The organism is Pseudomonas sp. S3_B08 (assembly GCF_054667725.1).
Genome location: NZ_CP162750.1, coordinates 4,175,874 through 4,199,258, shown reverse-complemented (window position 1 = coordinate 4,199,258; position 23,385 = coordinate 4,175,874). Strand labels below are relative to the sequence as shown.

Below are 23,385 nucleotides of genomic sequence, written 5' to 3'. Positions count from 1 at the left end.
AATCTGCCATAAAACAAAACCCCCGGCCTGGGCCGGGGGTTCTGGTATCACTCGTCGAGGAAGGAGCGCAGATGCTCGCTTCGCGTCGGGTGGCGCAGCTTGCGCAGCGCCTTGGCTTCGATCTGACGGATCCGCTCACGCGTTACGTCAAACTGTTTGCCCACCTCTTCGAGCGTGTGGTCGGTGTTCATGTCGATACCGAAACGCATGCGTAGTACCTTGGCTTCACGGGCAGTGAGGCCGGACAGCACTTCGCGAGTCGCTTCCTTCAGGCTTTCCACTGTGGCGACATCGATTGGCGACTGCATGGTCGAGTCTTCGATGAAGTCGCCCAGATGGGAGTCTTCGTCATCACCGATCGGGGTTTCCATGGAGATCGGCTCTTTGGCGATCTTCAGTACCTTGCGGATCTTGTCCTCAGGCATTTCCATGCGTTCGCCCAGCTCTTCCGGGGTCGGTTCGCGACCCATTTCCTGCAACATCTGCCGGGAAATACGGTTGAGCTTGTTGATCGTCTCGATCATGTGCACCGGAATACGGATGGTGCGCGCCTGGTCGGCGATCGAGCGAGTGATCGCCTGACGGATCCACCAGGTGGCATACGTCGAGAACTTGTAACCACGACGGTATTCGAACTTGTCCACCGCCTTCATCAGACCGATGTTGCCTTCCTGGATCAGATCGAGGAATTGCAGGCCGCGGTTGGTGTACTTCTTGGCGATCGAGATCACCAGACGCAGGTTGGCTTCAACCATCTCTTTTTTCGCGCGGCGGGCCTTGGCCTCACCGATCGACATGCGACGGTTGATGTCCTTGATTTCTGCGATGGTCAGGCCGGTCTCGGTTTCCAGCGCAATCAGCTTCTGCTGGCAACGGATGATGTCCGGCTGCACGCGACCGATGGCTTCGGCGTACTTGCTCTTGCCTTTGGCCAGGGCGTCGGACCAGCTTTCGTCGACTTCGTTGCCCGGGAACTGACGCAGGAAATCGGCGCGCGGCATACGTGCATCACGTACGCACAGCTGCATGATCGCGCGCTCTTGCTGACGCAGGCGATCCAGGGCACTGCGTACCCGCTCGACCAGGGCTTCGAATTGCTTCGGCACCAGTTTGATCGGCATGAACAGCTCGGCCAGGGCCAGCAACTCGGCAACGGCTGCCTTGTTGTGACGACCGTGCTTTTTCAGGGCCTTGCGGGTGATTTCCATCTGGTCGGCGACGGCACCGAAGCGCTGCGCAGCGATGACCGGATCCGGACCGCTTTCGGCTTCTTCTTCATCGTCGGAAGATTCGGCATCATCGTCGTCGGTATCGTCGTCGGCCTTGACGGCTTTCGGGTCAACCGGCGGCGGCACTTCTGCCGCAGGCGGCGCGATGCCGTCGTCCGGGTCGATATAACCGCTCAGGACGTCGGACAGGCGACCACCTTCGGTGGTGACGCGGGTGTACTCGGAGAGAATGTGGTCAACCGTGCCTGGGAAGTGCGCAATCGCGCTCATCACTTCACGAATGCCTTCTTCGATCCGCTTGGCGATTTCGATTTCGCCTTCACGGGTCAGAAGCTCGACCGTACCCATTTCACGCATGTACATGCGCACCGGGTCAGTGGTGCGACCGATATCGGTCTCCACCGCCGCCAACGCAGCGGCTGCTTCTTCCGCAGCGGCCTCGTCGGTATCGGCGTCGGCCAACATAAGGGCGTCCGCATCCGGAGCACTCTCGTGTACGGGGATCCCCATGTCGTTAATCATGCGGATGATGTCTTCCACCTGCTCCGGATCTGAAATATCCTCGGGCAGGTGGTCGTTGACCTCGGCGTAAGTCAGATACTTCTGCTCACGACCCAGTTTGATCAACTCAATAATACGAGACTGCTGTTGCGCTTTTCCGGACATAACACCCTATCCACTGAAGGTCTTGGCGGGCAAAAAACAAGCCGAGGATTATACCTGAGCTATGACCTCACGCGCCAGTTGAGGTCGGGTTTGATGCGGAAACATTGCGACTTAAAAGGTCGCGCAGTTGATTTTTCTCTTCGACGCTCAGTTCGCTTTGCCGCGCTTTCCTGAGTAACTGTTCGAGATTTCGCTCGCGTTGGCGGGCGGACAAGCTAGTAATGGTGTCGAAAAACTGTTGTTCAAGGTTATCTCCGTCAATCAGCCATTCCTTTTCTGCCAGCGCCTTGAGTAAGCGACCCTGTTCAGTACCGTGCCATCGCGCGATCAGCTGAAATGAGTTTAGCTTGGGATTCTTCTGTACGGCTTCGAGCAGCGCCACAAGCAGCTGGGCGTTGGTCTGATTTTCATCGGCAATGTGCCCGGCGTCTTCGACGCGCTTGGCCAGTTGCGGATGATGGAGCAATGTTCGCAGTGCCGTCAGGGTTGGCGATTCAACGCCAATCGGCGTACGCGGGCGCTGCTGTTCGCGATCGCCACCACGCTTGCCGTTCTTGTCCCACGGTTTCTTGTCCCACTTCTTGCCGCCGGCGCCGGGTTTCTTCGGCGTCCATTCCTGCTGCGGCGCATACATGTCCTGCGCCTGCGGCTGATGGTAGTCGCTGTAGTCCGGCATGGCGTCATAATCGAAGCCCGGATCGTAGGCGGGCGGTGCTTCCTGCGGCGCACTCTGAACCAATTGGCTGACGGTTTCGCTGCTCAGGCCAGTGATTTCGGTCAGGCGCTGACGCATGAGAATACGCAGGTTTGCGCCCGGCACCTTGTCGATCAATGGTGCGGCGAGGGTGGCCATGTGCGCCTTGCCCTCAAGAGAGCGCGGGTCGGATTCTTCGGTCAGTTGCTGGAAAAAATAATCGGCCAGCGGCTGCGCGTGCTGATTGATGCGCGCCTTGAATGCGTCGGTGCCTTCCGCGCGAACCAGGGTGTCCGGGTCTTCGCCTTCGGGCAAAAACAGGAACCGCGCGCGACGACCGTCCTGCAGGCACGGCAGGGTCGCTTCCAGTGCACGCCAGGCTGCGTTGCGGCCGGCCTGGTCGCCGTCGAAGCAGAACAACACGTTCGGGACGACGCGGAACAAGCGCTTGAGGTGTTCTTCGCTGGTCGCGGTACCCAGCGTGGCGACGGCATTGCGCAAGCCTTGCTGGGCGAGGGCTATGACGTCCATGTAACCCTCGACGACGATGATTTCGTCGAGGTTGCGATTGTTCTTGCGTGCTTCATAAAGGCCGTAGAGTTCCTGGCCTTTATGGAATACCGGGGTTTCCGGTGAGTTCAGGTACTTGGGCTTGTCGTCGCCCAGTACGCGACCGCCGAAGGCGATGATCCGTCCACGGGTATCGCGAATCGGGAACATCACGCGATCGCGGAAGCGGTCATAGCGTTTGCCGGTTTCGGCGTTCTCGATCAGCAGGCCAGCTTCGATCATGGCCTTCTGTTGCAACGTGTCGCTGCTCAGATGCTTGAGCAGGTTGTCCCAGCCCGGCGGCGCAAAACCGAGGCCGAAATCCCGAGCGATCTCGCCCGTCAGCCCGCGCCCCTTGAGGTAATCCACCGCAGCCTTGCGCGACGGATGACTCTTGAGTGCCTGTCGGTAAAAATCAGCGGCGGCGGTCAGCAGCGGGTACAGCGGCGAATCGGTCGGCTGGCGCGGCTTGCGCTCGCGACCGCTTTCTTCGCGGGGGATTTCCATGCCGGCGGCTTTGGCCAGATCTTCGACGGCCTGGGGGAAGTCCAGGTTGTCGTGATCCATGAGAAAGCCGAGGGCGTTGCCGCCGGCGCCGCAACCGAAGCAGTAATAGAACTGTTTGTCGGGGCTGACGCTGAATGACGGGGTTTTCTCTTTATGGAACGGGCAGCAGGCGGTGTAGTTCTTGCCGGCCTTCTTCAATTGCACGCGCGAGCTGACCACGTCGACGATGTCGGTGCGGTTCAGCAGGTCGTCAATGAAGCTCTGGGGAATCAGCCCGGCCATGGCGTTCTCGTCGTCTGCGCTGCAATAAATCCGTTGCGACAGGCCGTCGGACGCGGGCCATTGCTGGAAACGCACAAAAAGTGCGGCTCGACCGGTGTCGTCTGCGTAATCGCTGTCGGGAAGTGTATCTGCCGAAAATCCACTGACGTTAGTACCTATCAGTCTTCGACTATGTGAAAGTGTTGCGCTGAATCCGCTGACGGCCGATTGTCGACCTCGGATAGCTCAATAAAGCGGGCACGCATGCAGGTGCCTTGGGCTGATCGTCGTAAGAGGAATCAGTGGGTGTGCTCGTCAGTAGCCTTGAAAGGCTCGTCAGAAAAGACGTGCACCGCTGGCAAAAGAGCCAGGCCTGACGCGGTGAAGCAGATTTGTCTCGGTCGCATCGGCGGCGTCGACGGTGAAGCATCAAGCGTTTTACGCAAATGCCATTAGCCCGGCTGAGGGCCGGGCTTAGGCAAGAAGCTTGCTACGAACGTCTGTGGATTAGTACAGACGAACGGCGCGGCGCTGTTCGCGCTGAACTTTCTTGGCGTGACGCTTAACAGCGGCTGCTGCCTTGCGCTTACGCTCAGAAGTTGGCTTCTCGTAAAATTCGCGGCTACGAACTTCAGCCAGTACACCGGCTTTTTCGCAGGAGCGCTTGAAACGACGCAGAGCTACGTCGAAGGGTTCGTTCTCTTTTACTTTGACGGCTGGCATCCAGAGCTACCTTCATTCATTACCGGGGTCAACATCCTCGCGGCAAAAGAGCACTTGAAGACGTCGGTTTTTAAGGGTTGCGGATGTTAACCCCTCATCGCTCGGAATGCAAAGCCTCTGATCGAAAACCGCTGGTCGGGGCATCACGTGGCGACTATTATGCGCGCCTTCGAATTCAGCCTAAACAAGGCGCAAACCCATGCTAGTACTGGGATTAGAAACCTCCTGCGACGAAACCGGCGTCGCATTGTATGACAGTGAACGCGGTCTGCTGGCCGACGCGCTGTTCAGTCAGATCGACCTGCACCGTGTCTATGGCGGTGTGGTGCCGGAGCTGGCCTCGCGTGACCACGTCAAACGCATGCTGCCCTTGATCCGTCAGGTGTTGGCCGAGGCCGACTGTGTGCCGACCGAGATCGACGCAATCGCCTACACCGCAGGTCCTGGCCTGGTCGGCGCGCTGCTGGTCGGTGCATCCTGCGCGCAGGCGCTGGCGTTTGCCTGGGGCATTCCGGCGCTCGGCGTGCACCACATGGAAGGCCACTTGCTGGCACCGATGCTGGAGCCGAAACCGCCGGAATTTCCGTTCGTCGCTTTGTTGGTTTCCGGTGGCCATACGCAGTTGGTTCAGGTCGACGGCATTGGCCAATACAGCCTGCTCGGCGAGACGCTCGACGATGCGGCCGGCGAAGCTTTCGACAAAACCGCGAAGATGATGGGGCTCAATTACCCCGGCGGGCCGGAAATCGCCAAGCTGGCCGAGAAGGGCGTCGCAGGACGTTTCACCTTTCCGCGTCCGATGTGTGATCGCCCGGGTCTGGACTTCAGTTTCAGCGGCTTGAAAACCTTCGCCCTCAATACCTGGCAGCAATGCGTCAGCGCCGGGGACGACGGCGAGCAAGCCCGTTGCGACATCGCGCTGGCGTTCCAGCAGGCCGTGGTGGAGACTTTGACCATCAAGTGCAAGCGCGCCCTGAAACAGGCAGGCATGAAGCGACTGGTGATTGCCGGCGGCGTCAGCGCCAACAAGGCGTTGCGGGTTTCGCTGGAAAAGATGCTCGGCGATATGAAGGGTGATGTGTTCTATGCGCGCCCGGAGTTCTGCACCGACAATGGCGCGATGATCGCATTTGCCGGTTGCCAGCGCCTGAAGGCCGGTCAGCAGGAAAGTCTGGCAATCACCGTGCAGGCACGCTGGCCAATGGAGCAGTTGTCGGCGCTGTAATGAGCGACGCTCATGGACGGCAGTCAGAAATGCCGTTCGCGCCCGGCAAACAGGTCGCGTAGATTGCCGCGATGGCGCCAGACAATCAGCAAGGTCAGCGCGCTCATTGGCAGCAAGGCTTCCGGCTCCTGCCAGGCCAGCAATGGCAGGGTCAGTGGCGTGGCAATCAGCGCCGCCAGCGAGCTGGTGCGAGTCAGGTAGAACGTCAGCAGCCAGGCGCACACCGCCAGCAGCGCGGCGGGTGGATACAGACCGAGCAGCATGCCGGCGGCAGTGGCAACGCCTTTGCCGCCGCGAAAGCGAAAGTACAAAGGGAACAGGTGACCGATCACGGCGCACACGCCAATCCAGGCCTGATCCTGCAGTGAGAGGCCCGCGCCCGAGGCGATCAGCACCGGCAGCAGGCCTTTGCACAGATCACCGAGCAGGGTCAGGATCGCCAGTTTGCGACCGGCCAGGCGCAGCATGTTGGTGGCGCCGGCATTACCCGAGCCACTCATTCGCGGATCCGGATTTCCGGTCAGGCGGCTGAGCAAAATGGCAAAGGACAGCGAGCCGAGCAGGTAGGCGAGAATCGCCAGTAGCCAAAACATGCTAACTATTCCGGGCGAGGACGCCCTGATTCTAACGGCGCATCGCGCCCTTGTCGTGCAGCGGAGAGAAGTGCTTGGACAGAGTGTTTATCGAGGGCCTGGAAGTCGACACCGTGATCGGTGCCTACGACTGGGAGCGCGGCATCCGTCAGTGCCTGCGTCTTGATCTGAGCTTCGCCTGGGACAATCGCCCGGCCGCCGCCGGTGACGACCTGACCCTGGCGCTCGATTACGCCAGTGTTTCCACGCGCATTCAGGCCTTCGCCGAGCAGGCGCAGTTCCAGCTGGTCGAAACCTTCGCCGAGCGTCTGGTTGAAGTGCTCATGGCCGAATTCAAGATCACCTGGGTGCGACTGAAACTGACCAAGCCGGGCGCCGTTCCAGCGGCCAAGGGTGGTGTGGGTGTGGAGATCGAGCGCGGATGTCGCTGACTCAGGTCTACCTCGGGCTCGGTAGCAATATCGAGCGCGAAACCCATTTGCGCGCCGGTCTCGATGCGCTGGCCACGTTCCTGGTGGATATCCGTTGTTCGGCGGTGTTCGAGAGCCAACCGGTGGGCATCAAGAGCGGGCCGTTCTTCAATTTTGTGGTCTCGGCCTACACCGATCTGCCGTTGATGGAGCTTGACCGCCGCTTGAAATTCATCGAGGCGGACAACGGTCGTTATGCCCCGGATCGCAAAGGTCTGCCGCTGGATATCGACGTGCTGCTGTATGGCGATCTGGTGGGTAATTTCGATGGATTGATGCTGCCGCGTGCTGAAATCCTGAAAAATGCCTTTGTGCTGTGGCCGCTGTCGTTGATTGCGCCGGATCGGGTGCATCCGGGGGTGGGCAAGAGCTTTGCGACGTTGTGGGCCGAGGCGCAAATTGATCAGGTGTTGGCGCCGGTTGCGTTCGAATGGAATGGGCAGCAATTGACTCCGTCGAATCTTTAAAGCAAAAGATCGCAGCCTTCGGCAGCTCCTACAGAGGAATTTGCGTTTCCCTGAAGGAGCTGCCGAAGGCTGCGATCTTTTGATCTTGCTTCAGGCGTTGTCTTTGTAGATCTTCAATGCTTTCAACCGTTCCCGCTTCAGCGCTTCACCCAGTTCCGGCCCCTTGAAGCCCTTTTCCAGCAGCGGCTGCACCGCCACCGCTCGCGCAGCTTTCGCCGCTCCGCGCAAATAATCCGCCTGTGGATAACTGCGCTGCTCCAGGCCCTTGCGGCCACGGGCGTCCATCTCGCACGCGGCGATAAATTCCTCGAAGCGCTGTGGCCGGCGATAGATATCGAAACTTTGCAGCAACTCCAGCAGCGTCGAGGCTTTCAGCTCCAGCGCCCGGTGCCCATGGGTGTGGTACTGGCCGGCCAGCAGCGCCAGTTCCTGACAGTCCTTGGGGACCTTGAAGCGCTCGTTGACCGCTTTGATCAGCTTCAGCCCGGTGTGCTCATGGGCGATATGCCCGGGCCATTCTTCTTCCGGCGTCAGGCCTTTACCAAGGTCATGCAGCAGGCAGGCCCAGCGCACCGTCAGTGGTTGTTTGTGCAGGGCTGATTGCTCCAGCACGCTCAGGGTGTGCAGGCCTGTGTCGATTTCCGGGTGGTGGGTCTCTGGCTGTGGCACGCCGAACAAGGCGTCGACTTCCGGCATTAGCTCTTTGAGTGCGCCACAGTCGCGCAAGACCTGGATGAACACCTGCGGGTGATCTTCCATCAATGCTCGAGAAATCTCCTTCCAACTGCGTTCGGCAGTCAGAGCCTGCAGTTCGCCGGACTCACTGAGCTGACGCATCAGGTCCATGGTCTCGTCGGCGACCGTAAAGCCCAATCCTGCGTAGCGTGCAGCAAAACGGGCAACGCGCAGCACTCGCAACGGATCTTCGGCGAACGCCGGGGAAACATGGCGAAGGATTCGTGCTTCGAGATCGCGCTGACCATGGTACGGATCGGTCAGGTTGAGCTGATCGTCCTCGGCCATGGCATTGATCGTCAGGTCGCGGCGAATCAGGTCTTCTTCAAGCGTCACTTCGGGACTTGCGTAGAAGGTGAAGCCGCCGTAACCCCGGCCACTCTTGCGTTCCGTACGGGCGAGGGCATATTCCTCACCGGTTTTGGGGTGCAGAAACACCGGAAAATCGGCGCCGACCGGGCGGTATCCCTTGGCGAGCATTTCCTCCGTGGTGGCGCCCACCACGACCCTGTCGATGTCAGTGACCGGCAACCCCAACAGGCGATCACGTACTGCGCCGCCAACCTTGTAAACCTGCATAAAAAACCTCCGTCAGTCCGACAGGATAACCCTTGCGTCAGACTTTCGGAGGCCAGAACCGGATCAAAGATGAATCACGGCCAGATCGAGCCGGCCGTAATCGCCCTCGCTGTGTTCACTGCGTGGCGGCACGTGATGGGTTTTCATGATCTGGTCGCCTTGCAGGGTTTCCAGATGAATGTCGAAGCCCCAGAGCCGGTGCAGGTGCTTGAGGACTTCTTCGGTGGAGTCGCCCAAGGGTTTGCGGTCGTGCTGCTGATGGCGCAGGGTCAGCGAGCGATCACCGCGCCGGTCGATGCTGTAGATCTGCACGTTCGGCTCACGATTGCCGAGGTTGTACTGCGCGGCCAGGGTTTCACGAATGATCCGGTAGCCGCCTTCGTCATGAATGGCCGGCACCAGCAGGTCGTCTTTCTGGTCGTCATCGAGAATGCTGAACAGCTTCAGATCGCGGATCACCTTGGGCGACAGGTACTGCAGGATGAAGCTCTCATCCTTGAAACTGCTCATGGCGAACTTGATGGTCGACAGCCAGTCGGAACCGGCGATATCCGGGAACCAGCGGCGATCCTCTTCGGTAGGCTCTTCGCACATGCGCCGAATGTCGCGGTACATGGCGAAACCCAATGCATAGGGGTTGATGCCGCTGTAGTACGGACTGTCGAAACCCGGCTGGAATACCACGCTGGTGTGCGAGGTGAGGAATTCCATCATGAAGCCGTCGGTGACCAGGCCTTCGTCATACAGGTCATTCATCAGCGTGTAATGCCAGAACGTTGCCCAGCCTTCGTTCATGACCTGGGTCTGGCGCTGCGGATAGAAATACTGGGCGATCTTGCGCACGATGCGCACGATCTCGCGCTGCCAGGGTTCCAGCAGCGGCGCATGTTTCTCGATGAAATAGAGGATGTTTTCCTGCGGTTCGGCCGGGAAGCGGGCGTTGTCCTTGTCGCTGTATTTGTCCGCGCCTTTGGGAATGGTGCGCCACAGATCATTGATCTGCTTCTGCATGTGCTCTTCGCGATCCTTCTGCCGCCGGCGCTCTTCTTCGGCGGAAATCGGATACGGGCGTTTGTAACGGTCGACACCGTAATTCATCAGGGCATGGCAGGAATCGAGCAGGTCTTCCACGGCATCGATGCCGTGGCGCTCTTCGCACTGCATGATGTACTGCTTGGCGAACACCAAGTAATCGATGATCGAACTAGCGTCAGTCCAGGTACGGAACAGGTAGTTGCCCTTGAAGAAGCTGTTGTGGCCATAGCAGGCATGGGCCACCACCAGCGCCTGCATGCAGATGGTGTTTTCTTCCATCAGATAGGCGATGCACGGGTCGGAGTTGATTACGATCTCGTAGGCCAGGCCCATTTGTCCGCGACTGTAGGATTTCTCGGTACTGAGGAAGTGCTTGCCGTAGGACCAGTGGTGATAGCCCAGCGGCATGCCCACCGAGGCATAGGCGTCCATCATCTGCTCGGCGGTGATCACTTCGATCTGGTTGGGATAGGTGTCCAGAGCATAACGGGCCGCGATCCGGGCGATTTCGCGGTCGTAGGTCTGGATCAGCTCGAATGTCCATTCGGAGCCGGTGGAAATCGGTTGGCGCTTCTGCTCTTTGGCGGTCATGTCACTAACCTGCGCTGGAAGAGTTCACGGAAGACCGGATAGATATCTCCGGCCGAGACCAGTTGCTGCTGGGCAAATGTGTCAGAGAAGGCTTCGGCGATGCGTTCGTATTCGTACCACAGGGCCTGATGTTCGCGCGGGGTGATCTCCACATAAGTGTAGTACTGCACAAATGGCATGATCTGGTTGATCAGGATGTCGCGGCAGATCGGCGAATCGTCGTTCCAGTTGTCGCCATCGGAGGCCTGAGCGGCGTAGATGTTCCACTCATTGCTCGGATAGCGCTCGGCCATGATCTCCTGCATCAGCTTGAGAGCGCTGGAAACGATGGTGCCGCCGGTTTCACGAGAATAGAAAAACTCCTCTTCGTCCACTTCCCGGGCGCTGGTGTGGTGACGGATGAACACCACGTCGATCTTGTCGTAGTTACGCTTGAGAAACAGGTAAAGCAGGATGAAAAAGCGCTTGGCGATGTCCTTGGTCGCTTGCGTCATAGAACCGGACACGTCCATCAGGCAGAACATCACTGCTTTGGAACTGGGATTGGGTTGCTTGACCAACAGGTTGTATTTCAAGTCGAAGGTGTCGAGGAACGGCACGCGGTGAATGCGCGCGCTGAGTTTCTCGATTTCAGCTTCGAGTTCCTGAATATCGCCGAAGTTGTCCGGTTCTTCGCGCTTGAGCCGCGCCAGCTCTTCCTTGGCTTCGCGCAGTTTCGCGCGACTGCTGCCGGACAGGGCGATACGACGCGCATGAGCCGAGCGCAACGTGCGGATGATATTGATGCGTGAAGGGTTACCTTCGTTGCTGATCCCGGCGCGTACGGTTTTGAATGTGTCGGTGCCGGTCAGGTTGCGTTTGACCAGGTTCGGCAGTTCCAGGTCTTCGAACATGAATTCGAGAAATTCTTCCTGAGTGATCTGGAAGACGAACTCGTCCATGCCTTCGCCGGAATTGCCAGCCTTGCCCGGACCGCGCCCACCGCCGCCGCCCGGTGGACGGGCGATATGTTCACCGGCCGTGAACTCTTTGTTGCCGGGATGCACCACGGTCTGTTTGCCGCCGCGCCCGTGATGAAGCACCGGTTCGTCGATGTCGCGACCGGGAATGCTGATCTGTTCACCGTGCTCCATATCGGTAATGGAGCGGCGACTGACTGCCTCTTCGACAGCCTTTTTGATGTGGTCACGGTAACGCCGCAGAAAACGCTGGCGGTTCACCGTGCTCTTGTTCTTGCCATTGAGGCGTCGGTCGATCACATAGCTCATAAGGCCCCTCCGGGGAGCTTCAAGTTTTGAGCTGCAAGCTGCAAGTGGAAGCGAATGCCCGTGTTTCAGGGTTCACACGCTTTGTTCTTGCAGCTTGTGGCTTATAGCTTGCAGCTGCCTCACTGCGACTTGCGGACCCGCAGGTACCATTCGGACAGCAGGCGTACCTGTTTATCGGTGTAGCCACGTTCAACCATTCGCGTAACGAAGTCGTTGTGTTTCTGCTGATCCTCCTTGCTGGCCTTGGCGTTGAAGCTGATGACGGGCAGCAGGTCTTCGGTGTTGGAGAACATTTTCTTCTCGATGACCACCCGCAGTTTTTCGTAGCTGAGCCAGGTCGGGTTCTTGCCGTTGTTGTTGGCCCGGGCGCGCAGGACGAAGTTGACGATCTCGTTGCGGAAATCCTTCGGATTGCTGATGCCGGCCGGTTTCTCGATTTTTTCCAGCTCTTCGTTCAGGGCCACGCGGTTGAGGATCTCGCCGGTTTCCGGGTCGCGATACTCCTGATCCTGAATCCAGAAATCCGCGTACAGCACGTAGCGATCGAAGATGTTCTGGCCGTATTCGCTGTAAGACTCCAGATAAGCGGTCTGGATTTCCTTGCCGATGAACTCGATATAGCGCGGCGCCAGGTATTCCTTCAGATAGCGCAGGTAGCGTTCGCGGGTTTCGGCCTGGAACTGTTCCTGTTCGATCTGCTGCTCCAGCACATAGAGCAGGTGCACCGGGTTGGCGGCGATTTCATGCGGGTCGAAGTTGAATACCTTGGAGAGAATCTTGAAGGCGAAGCGGGTCGACAGGCCGTTCATGCCTTCGTCGACACCGGCCGAATCGCGGTACTCCTGAATCGACTTGGCCTTCGGATCGGTGTCTTTCAGGTTTTCGCCGTCGTAGACGCGCATCTTCGAATAGATGTTGGAGTTTTCCGGCTCCTTGAGGCGCGACAGCACAGTGAACTGCGCGAGCATTTTCAGGGTGTCCGGTGCGCAGTGCGCCTTGGACAGGGAACTGTTGAAAAGCAGTTTGTCGTAGATCTTCACTTCGTCGCTGACGCGCAGGCAGTACGGCACTTTGACGATGTAGATCCGGTCGATGAACGCCTCGTTGTTCTTGTTGTTGCGGAAGGTGTGCCACTCCGATTCATTGGAGTGAGCCAGCAGGATGCCGGTAAACGGAATCGCGCCGAGGCCTTCGGTACTGTTGTAGTTGCCCTCCTGGGTAGCAGTCAGCAATGGGTGCAGCACCTTGATCGGCGCCTTGAACATTTCGACGAATTCCATCAAGCCCTGGTTGGCCCGGCACAGCGCACCGGAGTAGCTATAGGCGTCAGCGTCGTTCTGTGGGAATTCTTCGAGTTTGCGGATATCGACCTTGCCGACCAGCGCCGAGATGTCCTGGTTGTTCTCGTCACCGGGTTCGGTCTTGGCCACGGCAATCTGATTGAGGATCGACGGGTACAGCTTGACCACGCGGAACTGGCTGATGTCGCCGCCGAATTCGGCCAGGCGCTTGGTCGCCCAGGGCGACATGATGGTGTTCAGGTAGCGCCGTGGAATGCCGAAATCTTCCTCGAGGATCGCGCCATCTTCGGTGGCGTTGAACAGACCCAGAGGCGACTCGAAGACCGGCGAGCCCTTGATGGCATAAAAGGGCACTTTCTCCATCAGTTGTTTCAGCTTCTCGGCCAGGGACGATTTACCGCCGCCAACGGGGCCGAGCAGATAAAGAATCTGTTTCTTCTCTTCCAGGCCTTGGGCGGCGTGGCGGAAATACGAGACGATCTGGTCGATGCATTCTTCCATCCCGTGGAAGTCTTCAAAGGCCGGATAGCGGCGGATCACCTTGTTGGAGAAGATGCGCGACAGCCTCGAATTGGTCGAAGTGTCGAGCAGTTCCGGTTCGCCGATCGCCATCAACAGACGTTCGGCGGCGGAAACGTAGGCGCTGCGATCGTTTTTGCACAGCTCCAGGTACTCCTGCAGAGAGAGTTCTTCCTGGCGTGTGGATTCGAAGCGTTGTTGGAAGTGGCTAAAGATACTCATGACGTCACCTCGCTCGATACGTGGAGCCGACGCCGGATCACTCAGTCGATGCTGGCAGCAGTCGCTGTGGCAGCTGCTGTTTACCCCCCAGAATTCTCCCACGGTCGACAAACCGCGAAAGCTACTCCCGATGACCCGCGCGCCGGTGTACCGGCTCTCCCCTGTTTTGGATGGCCTGCGCTTAAGGATAGTTGGGAATTCGAGAGGTAAAGGCGAGATACGTAATTAGTTGTGGCAGACCGTTCGTCTGCCGCGCGCAGGCCCATGGCAGCCGGGGCCTGCGCCGCGCAAAAAAATTATTCGTCGGTGCCTTGCGCGGTTTCCGAAGGATAGGTCGTACGCCATAGCTCGAAACCGCCATCCATGCTGTAGACGTCGGAGAAGCCCTGGCCGACCAGATAGGCGGCTGCGCCTTGGCTGGAATTGCCGTGGTAGCACACCACGACGGTCGGTGCATCGAGGTCGGCGCCTTGAATGAAAGCGTGCAGGGAATGGTTGTCGAGATGTTTGGAGCCGCTGATATGCAGCGCGGCAAAGGTCGCCGGATCGCGTACGTCGACTACGACTGCGCCCTGTTCACGCAGGGCCTGCGCCTGTTCCGGCGGGATTCGTTTGAATTCGGTCATGACAAAGTACCTGTTGCTCTACTGAAGGCGCAGTCTAACGCGAGGCGTTGACGGGCGAATCGTTGGGGGTGAGTGGGGCGACTGATGGCGCAAGTCCGCCGTGCTCGTCGCATTTGCATGACAGGCGTTCGCCGCTGTCGACGTTCATAAGCGTCAGGCTGCCGCCCCATACGCATCCGGTGTCCAGCGCGGAAATGCCCGGCTCGTGGATATTGCCCTCGAGCGCGGCCCAGTGACCGAAGATGATGCGCAGGCCTTTGGTCTTGCGCTCCTTGTGCTGAAACCACGGCTTGTAGCCGGGCGGCGCGCTGTCGAGGCCTTCCTTGCTTTTGAGGTCGAGTTTGCCCTCAGCGGTGCAAAAGCGCATGCGCGTGAAGTAATTGGTGATCACCCGCAGCCTATCAATGCCTTTGAGGTCGTTGTCCCATTTCGCCGGTTCATTGCCGTACATACCGTCAAGGTAGGCGGGGAATACGTTGTCGTCACGCAGGGCGGTCTCGACTTCGGCGGCGCACTTCAACGCACGGAGCAGCGACCATTGCGGCGGGATGCCAGCATGGACCATCGCAACATCGCGTGTTTCGTCGTAATGCATCAGCTTTTGCTGGCGCAGCCATTCCATCAATTGCGGGCCGTCGGGAGCCTCGATGATTTCGCGCAGTGTGTCGCTTTTCTTCAGGCGCTCGATCTTCTTCGCGGCGGCCAGCAGGTGCAGGTCGTGATTGCCGAGCACGCAGACCAGCGACTCACGCATGCCAAAGAGAAAACGCAGGGTTTCCAACGACTGCGGGCCACGGTTGACCAGATCGCCGACCAGCCACAGCCGGTCAAGCGCCGGGTCGAAGGCAACTTGTTTGAGCAGGCACTTGAGCGGTTCGAGGCAGCCTTGCAGGTCACCGACGGCATACGTCGTCATCAGTGCAGGGCTCCGGGCACGGCGAGGCGAAACGGTTTGATGACGGCATCGAAATGTTTGCCGTCGTCGGCGAGCATTTGATAAGTGCCCTGCATGGTGCCGACCTTGGTGGTCATCACTGTGCCGCTGGTGTAGACATGGCTCTTGCCTACATTGATCGACGGTTGCTGGCCGACGACGCCTTCACCGCGCACGTGTTCGACATGGCCGTCACCATCGGTGATCACCCAGTGCCGGGACAGAAGCTTGGCCGCAACCTTGCCGTTGTTCTGTACGGTGATGGTGTAGGCGAAGGCGAAACGGTCGTGTTCGGGTTGCGATTGGTCTGGCAGATAGCGGGTGACGACGCTGACATCGACCTGATAACGGGAATCGGACATGCAAGAAGGCCTTAATGAAGCGGAACGCGGGGCGTAGCTGATGGGGAATCAGTCTAGGCAAGTATCGGGCAGTAAACCAGAGTGGTGTGCTGCCCGATAGCGTTCATCGCGGGTCAGTCGGCAGCGGGAGCTGCCGGGACCTGTATCGCGAGCTGGTCGGCCAGGCGCACGAATGCAGCCAGATCCAGCTGCTCGGGACGCAGGCTGCCATCGACGCCGGCGGCTTCGATTTCGGCATTGCTGAGCAATTGCTTGAGGGTGTTGCGCAAGGTTTTGCGGCGCTGATTGAAGGCTTCGCGTACCACGCGCTCCAGCAACTTGTGATCCTTGGCCGGGTGCGGCAGTACCGCGTGGGGCACCAGACGAACGATCGCCGAGTCGACTTTCGGCGGCGGGTTGAATGCGCCCGGGCCGACGTTGAACAGATGTTCCACGCGGCAATGGTACTGGACCATGATCGACAGACGACCCCAGTCACCGCCACCCGGGCCTGCGGCCAGGCGCTCGACCACTTCTTTCTGCAACATGAAGTGCATGTCACGAATGATGCCGGCGTTGTTCAGCAGATGAAAAATCAGCGGCGTGGAGATGTTGTACGGCAGGTTGCCAACCACCCGCAGGCTGTTCGGTGCGGCGTTCAGCGTATTGAAGTCGAACTTCAGCGCATCGCCCTGATGCAGGTTGAAATTACTCATGCCGGCAAACTGCTGATTGAGGATCGGGATCAGATCCTTGTCGAGTTCCACTACGTCGAGTTGCGCGCCGGAGCCGAGCAGGCCCTGCGTCAGCGCACCCTGACCGGGGCCGATTTCCAGCAGGCGATCGTCAGGCTTGGCATGGATGGAGCGCAGGATGCGGTCGATAACGCCGGCATCGTGGAGGAAGTTCTGACCAAAGCGTTTGCGCGCCTTGTGTTGATATTGCTCGTTCATAAACGGGTCTCGGCCATCTGGTAGGCGGTTTCCAGGGCGACTTGCAGGCTGCCGGTGTCGATCCTGCCGCTGCCGGCCAGATCCAGGGCGGTGCCATGGTCGACCGAGGTGCGGATGATCGGCAGGCCCAGCGTCACGTTGACGGCAGCGCCGAAGCCTTTGTACTTGAGCACGGGCAAGCCCTGGTCGTGGTACATCGCCAGCACTGCGTCGCAGTGCTCCAGATATTTGGGGGTAAACAGAGTGTCGGCAGGCAGCGGGCCACGAAGGTCCATGCCCTCGCCGCGCAGGCGCTCTAATGTCGGTTCGATGATGTCGATTTCTTCATGGCCCAGGTGGCCGCCTTCACCGGCATGCGGGTTGAGACCGCAGACCAGGATGCGTGGCCGGGCGATGCCGAATTTGTCTTGCAGGTCGGCGTGCAGGATTCGCGTGACCCGCTCCAGCCGCTCCGGGGTGATCGCGTCGGCAATCTCGCGCAGGGGCAGGTGAGTGGTGACCAGCGCCACGCGCAAACCGCGAGTGGCCAGCATCATCACTACCTGCGCGGTGTGCGTCAGGTCGGCGAGAAATTCTGTGTGTCCAGAGAACGCTATACCCGACTCGTTGATCACACCTTTGTGCACCGGCGCGGTGATCATCCCGGCGAAGTCGCCATTCAGGCAGCCGTTGCCGGCGCGGGTCAGGGTTTCGAGGACGAATGCCGCGTTGGCCTTGTCCAGTTGCCCGGCGATTACCGGTGCGCTGAGCGGCGTGTCCCAGACGTACAGGCTGTTGGCCGGTGCTGGAACATCTGGCCACTGACCCGGCGCGACATCCAGCAGATTGACGGCCAGCCCCAACTGCGCGGCCCGCTCAAGGAGCAGGTCGCGGCTGGTGATGGCAATCAGGGGATGTGGCTGGGCTTGCGAGGCGAGCAGCAGGCACAGGTCGGGACCGATGCCGGCTGGTTCGCCGGGTGTCAGCGCGAAACGCGTGGGTTTCACTGCGCTGCCTGGTCTGCACCAGGGAGTTTGATCTCTACGTATGCTTCGTCACGGATCTGACGCAGCCAGGTTTGCAGCTCTTCATCGTATTTGCGGTTACGCAGTACAGTTATTGCTTGCTGCTCACGGGCCTGTTCGGTGCCGTCAGTGGCGCGACGGCCAAGGACTTCCAGCACGTGCCAGCCGTATTGGGTCTGGAATGGCTTGGACAGCTGACCTTGTGGGGTCGAAGCCATCACTTCGCGGAATTCCGGTACCAGCACGTTCGGGTCGATCCAGTTCAGGTCGCCGCCGTTGAGGGCGGAACCCGGATCTTCCGAGTAGTTTTTCGCCAGCTCGGCAAAGTCTTCGCCGGCGGTGATGCGGTCATACAACGATTGCACCAGTGCCTTGGTCTTGGCTTCGTCGCGGATCGGGCTCGGCTTGACCAGGATGTGGCGGACATGCACTTCGTCGCGCATCTGCGCTTCGCCGCCACGTTTGCCCAGCAGCTTCAGAATGATGAAGCCGCCCGGCGTGCGCGCAGGCTGAGTGATGTCGCCAACCGCCATGCTGCTCAGCTCACGATCGAACGGAGGTGGCAGTTGTGCGGCTTTACGCCAGCCCATCTCGCCGCCTTCCAGCGCGTTGTCGCTACCGGATTTGGCCACGGCCATCTGACCGAAGTCGGCGCCTTGCTTGAGCTGCTGGTATACATCCATCGCCTGACGATAAGCGCTCTGAATGGCTTCAGAGTTGGCGCTTTCCGGGGTCGGAATCAGGATGTTGGCCAAGTGCAGTTCTTCGGACAGCTGCATCTTACCGAGGTCGGAGGCGAGGAAGTTCTTCACTTCCTGCTCGGACACCTGGATGCGCTCGGCCACACGACGCTGACGCACACGGCTGATGATCATCTCGCGCTTGATCTGATCACGGGCGTCGTCATAGTTCAGGCCGTCACGAGCGAGCGCAGCACGAAACTGATCGACACTCATGTTGTTGCGCTGAGCAATGGTGCCGACAGCCTGGTTCAACTCTTCGTCAGTGATGCGGATGCCCGAGCGTTCGCCGATCTGCAGTTGCAGGTTTTCGACGATCAGACGCTCGAGCACTTGCTGATCGAGCACACCCGGAGGCGGCAGACCGCCACCGCGCTTGGCGATGGTCTGCTGAACTTCGTGAACGCGCTGGTCCAGTTGGCTCTGCATGACCACGTCGTTATCGACGATCGCCACCACTTTATCGATGGACTGTACGGCGGCGTTGGCCGCCGTACCCAGGAACAGCGCGCCCAGCAGCACCGGGCGCAGACAATCAGAAAGCTTGGTCTTCACGTTCACGATAACCTTGAATGCCTTTGTCGAGGAAGCTCTCTACCTTGGCGCCAGTCAGGCCGCCGAGTCCCTTCAGAACAATTTGGAGGAAGATGCCATGGTCGCCTTTTTCGTTTTCCGGGGCGTTCTGACTGTTTTCGTCATAGGCGACCCAGTAACGGTTGATCAGGCGCAGTTTCCAGCAGCAGTTGTCGTATTCGAAACCACCGAAGGCTTCCAGCGTGCGATTGCGGTTGTAGTCGTACTGCCAGCGACTGATGGCGTTCCACTGCGGAACGATCGGCCAGATGACCGAGAAGTCATGCTGCTGGATCTTGTAGTAGTCCTTCACGTAGCCAGGTTGGCCCGGGGTGCCATAGTCGCCACCCCCCACCGACCACTGGCCGGTGTTCTGGTCGTAACGGATCTGGTCATTGCGATAGCGATAGCCAGCGTTGATGACTTTGTTCGGGTTGTCAGCCGGCTGGTAGTGGAACATCGCACTGCCGGAGCGTGGGCTGCGGCTGTCCGGGTCCCAGTTATAATCGGCAGTGGCGCGCCAGTCACGGTTCCAGCGGTATTCATATTCCAGTGCGTACGGCGAAACACTGGATTTGGAGTCTTCACGAGTTTTCGCATCGATACCAGGCAATTGCACTTCGCGATTCTTGAAGTAGTACGCCTGGCCTACGCTGATGCGCTGACGTTCAAATCCGTTTTCTTCGATCCAGCGACTGGTAACGCCCAGCGATAGTTTGTTCTCGTCGCCTACACGGTCGGCGCCGGAGAAGCGATTGTCGCGGAACAGCGAAGAGTAATTGAAGGTGGACTCGCCAGTGTCGAAGACCGGAATGTCTTCCTGATCTGTCTCGGGAACATAGAGGTAGAACAGGCGCGGTTCCAGAGTTTGGCGGTAGTTCTTGCCGAAGTACGACGTATCGCGATCGAAATACAGGCCGCTGTCGATGCTGGCAATCGGGACGCCACGGCTCTGGTTGCTGTCGAACTTGCCATAAAGCTTCTGGTTTTCCGGTGACAGCGCATCAATCTGGGATTTGCCGGTGTTATCCAGATCAAGCTGATACTGCGTGTACTGATACTTCAACGATGGTTTGAGGAAACCATAGGTCCAGTTCATCGGCAGGCTGACGCCCGGCTTCAGATTCAGGCGATCACCGTTGGCGCGGGCCAGACCGGTGATGTTTGTGTCCAGACGACGTTCGGCAATGCCATCTTCATTGATGAAGTCGCCATCACGTAGATCGCGATCGAAACGAACCAGCTCGGTCTCGTAATCGAAATTCAGACCTTCCGGATGGTACGGCAGCTGACCATTGAAGGTGATCTGCGGCAGACGACCATAGGGTGTGATGTTGGAAACGGTAGCCAGCTGATATTGCTGAGCATTCAGGCGTGCGGTGTAGTTGTCGCCACGGTAGCTGACCGCACCCTGCTGATTGACGAAATCATCGCTCTTCACACCAATCTGATCGGTCTGCAGATCCTGGAAGTAATACGGATCGCTGATCTTGGTGTAATCAACTTCTGTGAGCACACGGGAGTCGAGACCGCCCTTGTGCTGCCAGTTGTACATATAGCGGGTGTCTTTGTAGTCGGACTGAAGCTTGCGATCGTCGTTCTCATCATTGAGATACGCCGCACCGAACTGACCTTCACTCGACTTGGTCAGGTAGCGGAACTCGCCCTCCACCAACATGCCGCGCTTGCTCATGTAGCGCGGGTACAACGTGGCGTCGTAGTTCGGCGCCAGGTTGAAGTAGTACGGGGTGACCAGCATGAAGCCGGTGTCGCTGCCCGAACCGATGGTCGGCGGCAGGAAGCCTGACTGGCGACGGTCGTCGATCGGGAAGTAGATGTACGGGGTGTACAGAATCGGGATGTCTTTGACGCGCAACGTCACGTTGGTCGCGGTGCCGAAACCGGTCGCCGGGTTCAAGGTGATGTTGTTGCCCTTGAGCTGCCACGCGTTGCTGTTCGGTTCGCACGTGGTGTACGTGCCGTCCTTCAAGCGGATGATCGCGTTTTCGGCACGCTTGGCATACAGCGCGTTACCGCGGATGCGCGATTTGTGCATCACGTATTCGGCGTTGTCGACCTTGGCTTCACCAGTGTCGAGCTGTACATCGGCGTGGTCGCCGACGATCAGCGCGCCGTTGTCGCGGATGCGCACGTTGCCGGCCAGTTCGCCACGGCTCTCGGCCTGATACAGATTGGCCTCGTCGGCTTCGACCTGCATGCTGCCCTGACGCATGATCACGTCACCGGCAAGGCTGGCGACCTGGGTGTCCTGCTCGTAACGCGACGCTTTGGCACCGATGAAGGTCGGCGCGTCACTTTTATTCGTCTTGTCATTCATGCCAGGACGAATCGGTTCGATATAGGAACCAGAGCAGTAAGGACCAGTCTCGGCCAATTGCGCGGCGGTGAGCTTCTCGCGCGGAACCCAGTCGAGGTGACTGTAGTCTTCGCTACGGGATTTCAGGCCGCGGCCCTTGGACTCGGTGACCAGTGCGGTTTTCGCGCCAGTGTCGGCGTCGGAACCCTTGTCGGCCGCAGGCTCGCCGGCGGCGCTGACGGCACTGCCGTCATGCACCGGGCGCGGCGGCAATGCCGCGGCGGGCGACTTGGGCGCACAGTCCCAGCCACCCGTAGCCGAGACGGAGCAGTCATACTGCTCGGCGGCAACAACGAATTGACTGGCCAGAGGTTGCATAGCCAGCAGACTGCCGGTTACCAACAATGGAAATTTTTTACGAAACGCGGGGGATTTCAATGCCATCTTATTAGTCCGGGCTTCCTGCGTGCCATCTGCCCGCGGTGTGGGCCGCACGCCTCTCGATGGTCTGAAAAAGATGCTGGATAATAAAGCATGACCCGCTTGACGGCTAGCGCCGTCGGAGACCCTTGCAATGCCTGACCAAGATGTACGCTTGCAACACCTGAAAGTTTGGCTCGATGAGCAGTTGGCAAAGTTGTCTGCCGAGCAGGGCTGGGGCACCGTGCCCCCGGCCACGTTGACCGCGGCCAGCAGCGACGCGAGTTTCCGCCGCTACTTCCGCTGGGAGGGCGATGGTCGCAGCTTCGTCGTGATGGACGCGCCGCCACCCCAGGAAAACTGCAAACCGTTCGTGGATATCGCTTTTTTGCTGGCGAAATCCGGAATTAATGTGCCGAAAATTTACGCCGAAGACCTCGAACGCGGTTTTCTTTTGCTCAATGACCTGGGCAACAAGACCTATCTCGACGTCATCGATGGCGAAAATGCCGACGCGTTATTCCACGATGCCCTGCAAGCGCTGTTGGCTTTTCAACAGTTGCCGATGGTTGCGCCGTTGCCCAGTTACGACGTCGCCTTGTTGCGTCGTGAGCTTGAGTTGTTCCCCGAGTGGTACGTCAAGCATGAGCTGGGCGTCGAGTTCGATGCGGCCCAGCAGCAACAGTGGCAGCACATCAGCGAGCTCTTGATCGACAGCGCGCTGGCGCAGCCGAAAGTGCTGGTGCACCGCGACTACATGCCGCGCAACCTGATGCTCAGCGAGCCGAACCCTGGCGTGCTGGACTTCCAGGACGCGGTGTACGGCCCGGTGACCTACGACGTGACTTGCCTGTTCAAGGACGCTTTCCTCAGCTGGCCGGAAGAACGTGTACGCGGCTGGCTGGAAAGTTATTGGCAGCAAGCCTCGGCACTGGACATTCCGGTGCAAGCTGATTTCGAAGACTTCCTGCGCGCCAGCGACTTGATGGGCGTGCAACGTCACCTGAAAGTCATCGGCATCTTCGCGCGTATCTGCCATCGCGATGGCAAGCCGCGTTATCTGGCCGATGTGCCGCGCTTCTTCTCTTATATAGAAGCAGTGATCGCCCGCCGTCCTGAACTGGCGGAGCTGCAAGCGCTGTTCAGCAGCTTGCGTGCTGGAGCGACGGCATGAAGGCAATGATTCTGGCGGCGGGCAAAGGCGAGCGTATGCGCCCGCTGACCCTGACCACGCCGAAACCGCTGGTGCAGGCCGCTGGCGTGCCGCTGATCGAGTATCACCTGCACGCCCTCGCGGCTGCAGGCTTCAACGAAATCGTCATTAACCACGCCTGGCTCGGTCAGCAGATAGAGGATCATCTGGGTGACGGTTCGCGTTTCGGCCTGAGCATCCAGTACTCGCCGGAAGGCGAGCCGCTGGAAACCGGTGGCGGGATTTTCCGTGCGCTGCCGTTACTAGGTGACGATGCGTTTCTGGTGGTCAACGGCGACATCTGGACCGATTACGACTTCAGCGTGCTGCACCAGCCGAACAATGGCCTGGCGCATCTGGTGCTGGCGGACAATCCGGCGCATCACCCGAAAGGCGACTTCACTCTCATCGACGGCAAAGTGCAGGACGGCGAGCCTGATGCGCAGACGCTGACCTACAGCGGCATCGCCGTGCTGCATCCGCAGTTGTTCGATGGTTGCAGCGATGGCGCCTTCAAGCTCGCGCCTCTGCTGCGCAAGGCCATGGCCAAAGATGAAGTGACGGGCGAGCGGCTGAAGGGGCATTGGGTGGATGTCGGTACCCACGAGCGTCTGGCCGAAGCCGAAGCCCTGATAGAAGCGAGTCGCTGAG

Annotated in this window: 20 protein-coding genes; 5 read left to right on the top strand and 15 right to left on the bottom strand. The window is 59.3% G+C overall.

The window, feature by feature from the left end:
* Positions 1-47: 47 nt before the first annotated feature.
* The 3 genes from rpoD to rpsU form a co-directional block, all read right to left on the bottom strand.
* The gene (gene rpoD / locus AB4N73_RS19085; protein WP_024014550.1) at positions 48-1,895 is read right to left on the bottom strand and encodes an RNA polymerase sigma factor RpoD; all 1,848 of its coding nucleotides are present in this window, start codon (positions 1,893-1,895) and stop codon (positions 48-50) included.
* Positions 1,896-1,962: 67 nt separating this feature from the next.
* Positions 1,963-3,927: a DNA primase gene (gene dnaG, locus AB4N73_RS19080; RefSeq protein ID WP_024014549.1), complete on the bottom strand. Its 1,965-nt coding sequence runs from the start codon at positions 3,925-3,927 to the stop codon at positions 1,963-1,965.
* A 486-nt stretch (positions 3,928-4,413) separates the two neighbouring features.
* Positions 4,414-4,629, bottom strand: a complete 216-nt coding sequence (rpsU, locus tag AB4N73_RS19075; protein WP_002551877.1) for a 30S ribosomal protein S21 — start codon at positions 4,627-4,629, stop codon at positions 4,414-4,416.
* A gap of 199 nt (positions 4,630-4,828) precedes the next feature.
* On the opposite strand from rpsU, the gene tsaD reads away from it, so the two are divergent.
* On the top strand, positions 4,829-5,854 hold the full coding sequence (gene tsaD / locus AB4N73_RS19070; protein WP_039757706.1) for a tRNA (adenosine(37)-N6)-threonylcarbamoyltransferase complex transferase subunit TsaD: 1,026 nt from the start codon (positions 4,829-4,831) through the stop codon (positions 5,852-5,854).
* 23 nt (positions 5,855-5,877) lie between these two features.
* Here the strand turns inward: tsaD and plsY are convergent, their stop codons facing one another.
* Complete coding sequence (gene plsY, locus AB4N73_RS19065) at positions 5,878-6,447, bottom strand: glycerol-3-phosphate 1-O-acyltransferase PlsY (protein WP_186568892.1); 570 nt, start codon at positions 6,445-6,447, stop codon at positions 5,878-5,880.
* Between the two features lie 74 nt (positions 6,448-6,521).
* Between plsY and folB the strand changes: the two genes are divergently transcribed.
* Entirely contained in the window at positions 6,522-6,878 is a 357-nt protein-coding gene (gene folB, locus AB4N73_RS19060) for a dihydroneopterin aldolase (protein ID WP_016772885.1), read from the top strand.
* Positions 6,869-7,384: a 2-amino-4-hydroxy-6-hydroxymethyldihydropteridine diphosphokinase gene (gene folK / locus AB4N73_RS19055; RefSeq protein ID WP_041476704.1), complete on the top strand. Its 516-nt coding sequence runs from the start codon at positions 6,869-6,871 to the stop codon at positions 7,382-7,384. The genes folB and folK overlap by 10 nt, the downstream gene beginning before the upstream one ends.
* Before the next feature lie 90 nt (positions 7,385-7,474).
* Here the strand turns inward: folK and AB4N73_RS19050 are convergent, their stop codons facing one another.
* The 11 genes from AB4N73_RS19050 to AB4N73_RS19000 form a co-directional block, all read right to left on the bottom strand.
* Entirely contained in the window at positions 7,475-8,698 is a 1,224-nt protein-coding gene (locus AB4N73_RS19050) for a multifunctional CCA addition/repair protein (RefSeq protein WP_460142417.1), read from the bottom strand.
* Between the two features lie 63 nt (positions 8,699-8,761).
* On the bottom strand, positions 8,762-10,324 hold the full coding sequence (locus AB4N73_RS19045) for a SpoVR family protein (RefSeq protein WP_024014545.1): 1,563 nt from the start codon (positions 10,322-10,324) through the stop codon (positions 8,762-8,764).
* The gene (locus AB4N73_RS19040; RefSeq protein WP_039757709.1) at positions 10,321-11,592 is read right to left on the bottom strand and encodes a YeaH/YhbH family protein; all 1,272 of its coding nucleotides are present in this window, start codon (positions 11,590-11,592) and stop codon (positions 10,321-10,323) included. The genes AB4N73_RS19045 and AB4N73_RS19040 overlap by 4 nt, the downstream gene beginning before the upstream one ends.
* A 119-nt stretch (positions 11,593-11,711) precedes the next feature.
* Entirely contained in the window at positions 11,712-13,634 is a 1,923-nt protein-coding gene (locus AB4N73_RS19035; protein WP_016772892.1) for a PrkA family serine protein kinase, read from the bottom strand.
* Between the two features lie 296 nt (positions 13,635-13,930).
* Positions 13,931-14,260, bottom strand: a complete 330-nt coding sequence (glpE, locus tag AB4N73_RS19030; protein ID WP_056786663.1) for a thiosulfate sulfurtransferase GlpE — start codon at positions 14,258-14,260, stop codon at positions 13,931-13,933.
* 34 nt (positions 14,261-14,294) lie between these two features.
* Positions 14,295-15,176 carry a symmetrical bis(5'-nucleosyl)-tetraphosphatase gene (locus AB4N73_RS19025; protein ID WP_460142416.1) on the bottom strand — a complete coding sequence of 294 codons (882 nt, stop codon included), beginning with the start codon at positions 15,174-15,176 and terminating at the stop codon, positions 14,295-14,297.
* Positions 15,176-15,556 carry a Co2+/Mg2+ efflux protein ApaG gene (gene apaG / locus AB4N73_RS19020; protein WP_056786669.1) on the bottom strand — a complete coding sequence of 127 codons (381 nt, stop codon included), beginning with the start codon at positions 15,554-15,556 and terminating at the stop codon, positions 15,176-15,178. The genes AB4N73_RS19025 and apaG overlap by 1 nt, the downstream gene beginning before the upstream one ends.
* A 113-nt stretch (positions 15,557-15,669) precedes the next feature.
* Positions 15,670-16,488 (bottom strand): 16S rRNA (adenine(1518)-N(6)/adenine(1519)-N(6))-dimethyltransferase RsmA, encoded by an 819-nt coding sequence (gene rsmA / locus AB4N73_RS19015; protein ID WP_041476699.1) that lies wholly within the window; start codon positions 16,486-16,488, stop codon positions 15,670-15,672.
* Positions 16,485-17,474: a 4-hydroxythreonine-4-phosphate dehydrogenase PdxA gene (gene pdxA / locus AB4N73_RS19010; protein WP_406227690.1), complete on the bottom strand. Its 990-nt coding sequence runs from the start codon at positions 17,472-17,474 to the stop codon at positions 16,485-16,487. Before pdxA ends, rsmA begins: the two co-directional genes overlap by 4 nt.
* Entirely contained in the window at positions 17,471-18,793 is a 1,323-nt protein-coding gene (surA, locus tag AB4N73_RS19005) for a peptidylprolyl isomerase SurA (RefSeq protein ID WP_460142415.1), read from the bottom strand. The genes pdxA and surA overlap by 4 nt, the downstream gene beginning before the upstream one ends.
* On the bottom strand, positions 18,768-21,566 hold the full coding sequence (locus AB4N73_RS19000) for an LPS-assembly protein LptD (RefSeq protein ID WP_375122776.1): 2,799 nt from the start codon (positions 21,564-21,566) through the stop codon (positions 18,768-18,770). Before AB4N73_RS19000 ends, surA begins: the two co-directional genes overlap by 26 nt.
* 130 nt (positions 21,567-21,696) lie before the next feature.
* On the opposite strand from AB4N73_RS19000, the gene AB4N73_RS18995 reads away from it, so the two are divergent.
* Both AB4N73_RS18995 and murU read left to right on the top strand, forming a co-directional pair.
* On the top strand, positions 21,697-22,716 hold the full coding sequence (locus AB4N73_RS18995; RefSeq protein ID WP_460142414.1) for an aminoglycoside phosphotransferase family protein: 1,020 nt from the start codon (positions 21,697-21,699) through the stop codon (positions 22,714-22,716).
* Positions 22,713-23,384, top strand: a complete 672-nt coding sequence (murU, locus tag AB4N73_RS18990) for an N-acetylmuramate alpha-1-phosphate uridylyltransferase MurU (protein WP_460142413.1) — start codon at positions 22,713-22,715, stop codon at positions 23,382-23,384. Before AB4N73_RS18995 ends, murU begins: the two co-directional genes overlap by 4 nt.
* The last annotated feature ends 1 nt before the right edge of the window (position 23,385 follow it).

What these genes read in the sequence shown, in the direction of transcription:
- rpsU (WP_002551877.1), bottom strand. Translation starts at nt 4,629, where the DNA reads ATGCCAGCCGTCAAAGTAAAAGAGAACGAACCCTTCGACGTAGCTCTG.
- folK (WP_041476704.1), top strand. Translation starts at nt 6,869, where the DNA reads ATGTCGCTGACTCAGGTCTACCTCGGGCTCGGTAGCAATATCGAGCGC.
- plsY (WP_186568892.1), bottom strand. Translation starts at nt 6,447, where the DNA reads ATGTTTTGGCTACTGGCGATTCTCGCCTACCTGCTCGGCTCGCTGTCC.
- AB4N73_RS19035 (WP_016772892.1), bottom strand. Translation starts at nt 13,634, where the DNA reads ATGAGTATCTTTAGCCACTTCCAACAACGCTTCGAATCCACACGCCAG.
- AB4N73_RS19045 (WP_024014545.1), bottom strand. Translation starts at nt 10,324, where the DNA reads ATGACCGCCAAAGAGCAGAAGCGCCAACCGATTTCCACCGGCTCCGAA.
- apaG (WP_056786669.1), bottom strand. Translation starts at nt 15,556, where the DNA reads ATGTCCGATTCCCGTTATCAGGTCGATGTCAGCGTCGTCACCCGCTAT.
- glpE (WP_056786663.1), bottom strand. Translation starts at nt 14,260, where the DNA reads ATGACCGAATTCAAACGAATCCCGCCGGAACAGGCGCAGGCCCTGCGT.
- tsaD (WP_039757706.1), top strand. Translation starts at nt 4,829, where the DNA reads ATGCTAGTACTGGGATTAGAAACCTCCTGCGACGAAACCGGCGTCGCA.
- AB4N73_RS19000 (WP_375122776.1), bottom strand. Translation starts at nt 21,566, where the DNA reads ATGGCATTGAAATCCCCCGCGTTTCGTAAAAAATTTCCATTGTTGGTA.
- AB4N73_RS19025 (WP_460142416.1), bottom strand. Translation starts at nt 15,176, where the DNA reads ATGACGACGTATGCCGTCGGTGACCTGCAAGGCTGCCTCGAACCGCTC.
- dnaG (WP_024014549.1), bottom strand. Translation starts at nt 3,927, where the DNA reads ATGGCCGGGCTGATTCCCCAGAGCTTCATTGACGACCTGCTGAACCGC.
- AB4N73_RS19040 (WP_039757709.1), bottom strand. Translation starts at nt 11,592, where the DNA reads ATGAGCTATGTGATCGACCGACGCCTCAATGGCAAGAACAAGAGCACG.
- rpoD (WP_024014550.1), bottom strand. Translation starts at nt 1,895, where the DNA reads ATGTCCGGAAAAGCGCAACAGCAGTCTCGTATTATTGAGTTGATCAAA.
- rsmA (WP_041476699.1), bottom strand. Translation starts at nt 16,488, where the DNA reads ATGAACGAGCAATATCAACACAAGGCGCGCAAACGCTTTGGTCAGAAC.
- AB4N73_RS19050 (WP_460142417.1), bottom strand. Translation starts at nt 8,698, where the DNA reads ATGCAGGTTTACAAGGTTGGCGGCGCAGTACGTGATCGCCTGTTGGGG.
- AB4N73_RS18995 (WP_460142414.1), top strand. Translation starts at nt 21,697, where the DNA reads ATGCCTGACCAAGATGTACGCTTGCAACACCTGAAAGTTTGGCTCGAT.
- murU (WP_460142413.1), top strand. Translation starts at nt 22,713, where the DNA reads ATGAAGGCAATGATTCTGGCGGCGGGCAAAGGCGAGCGTATGCGCCCG.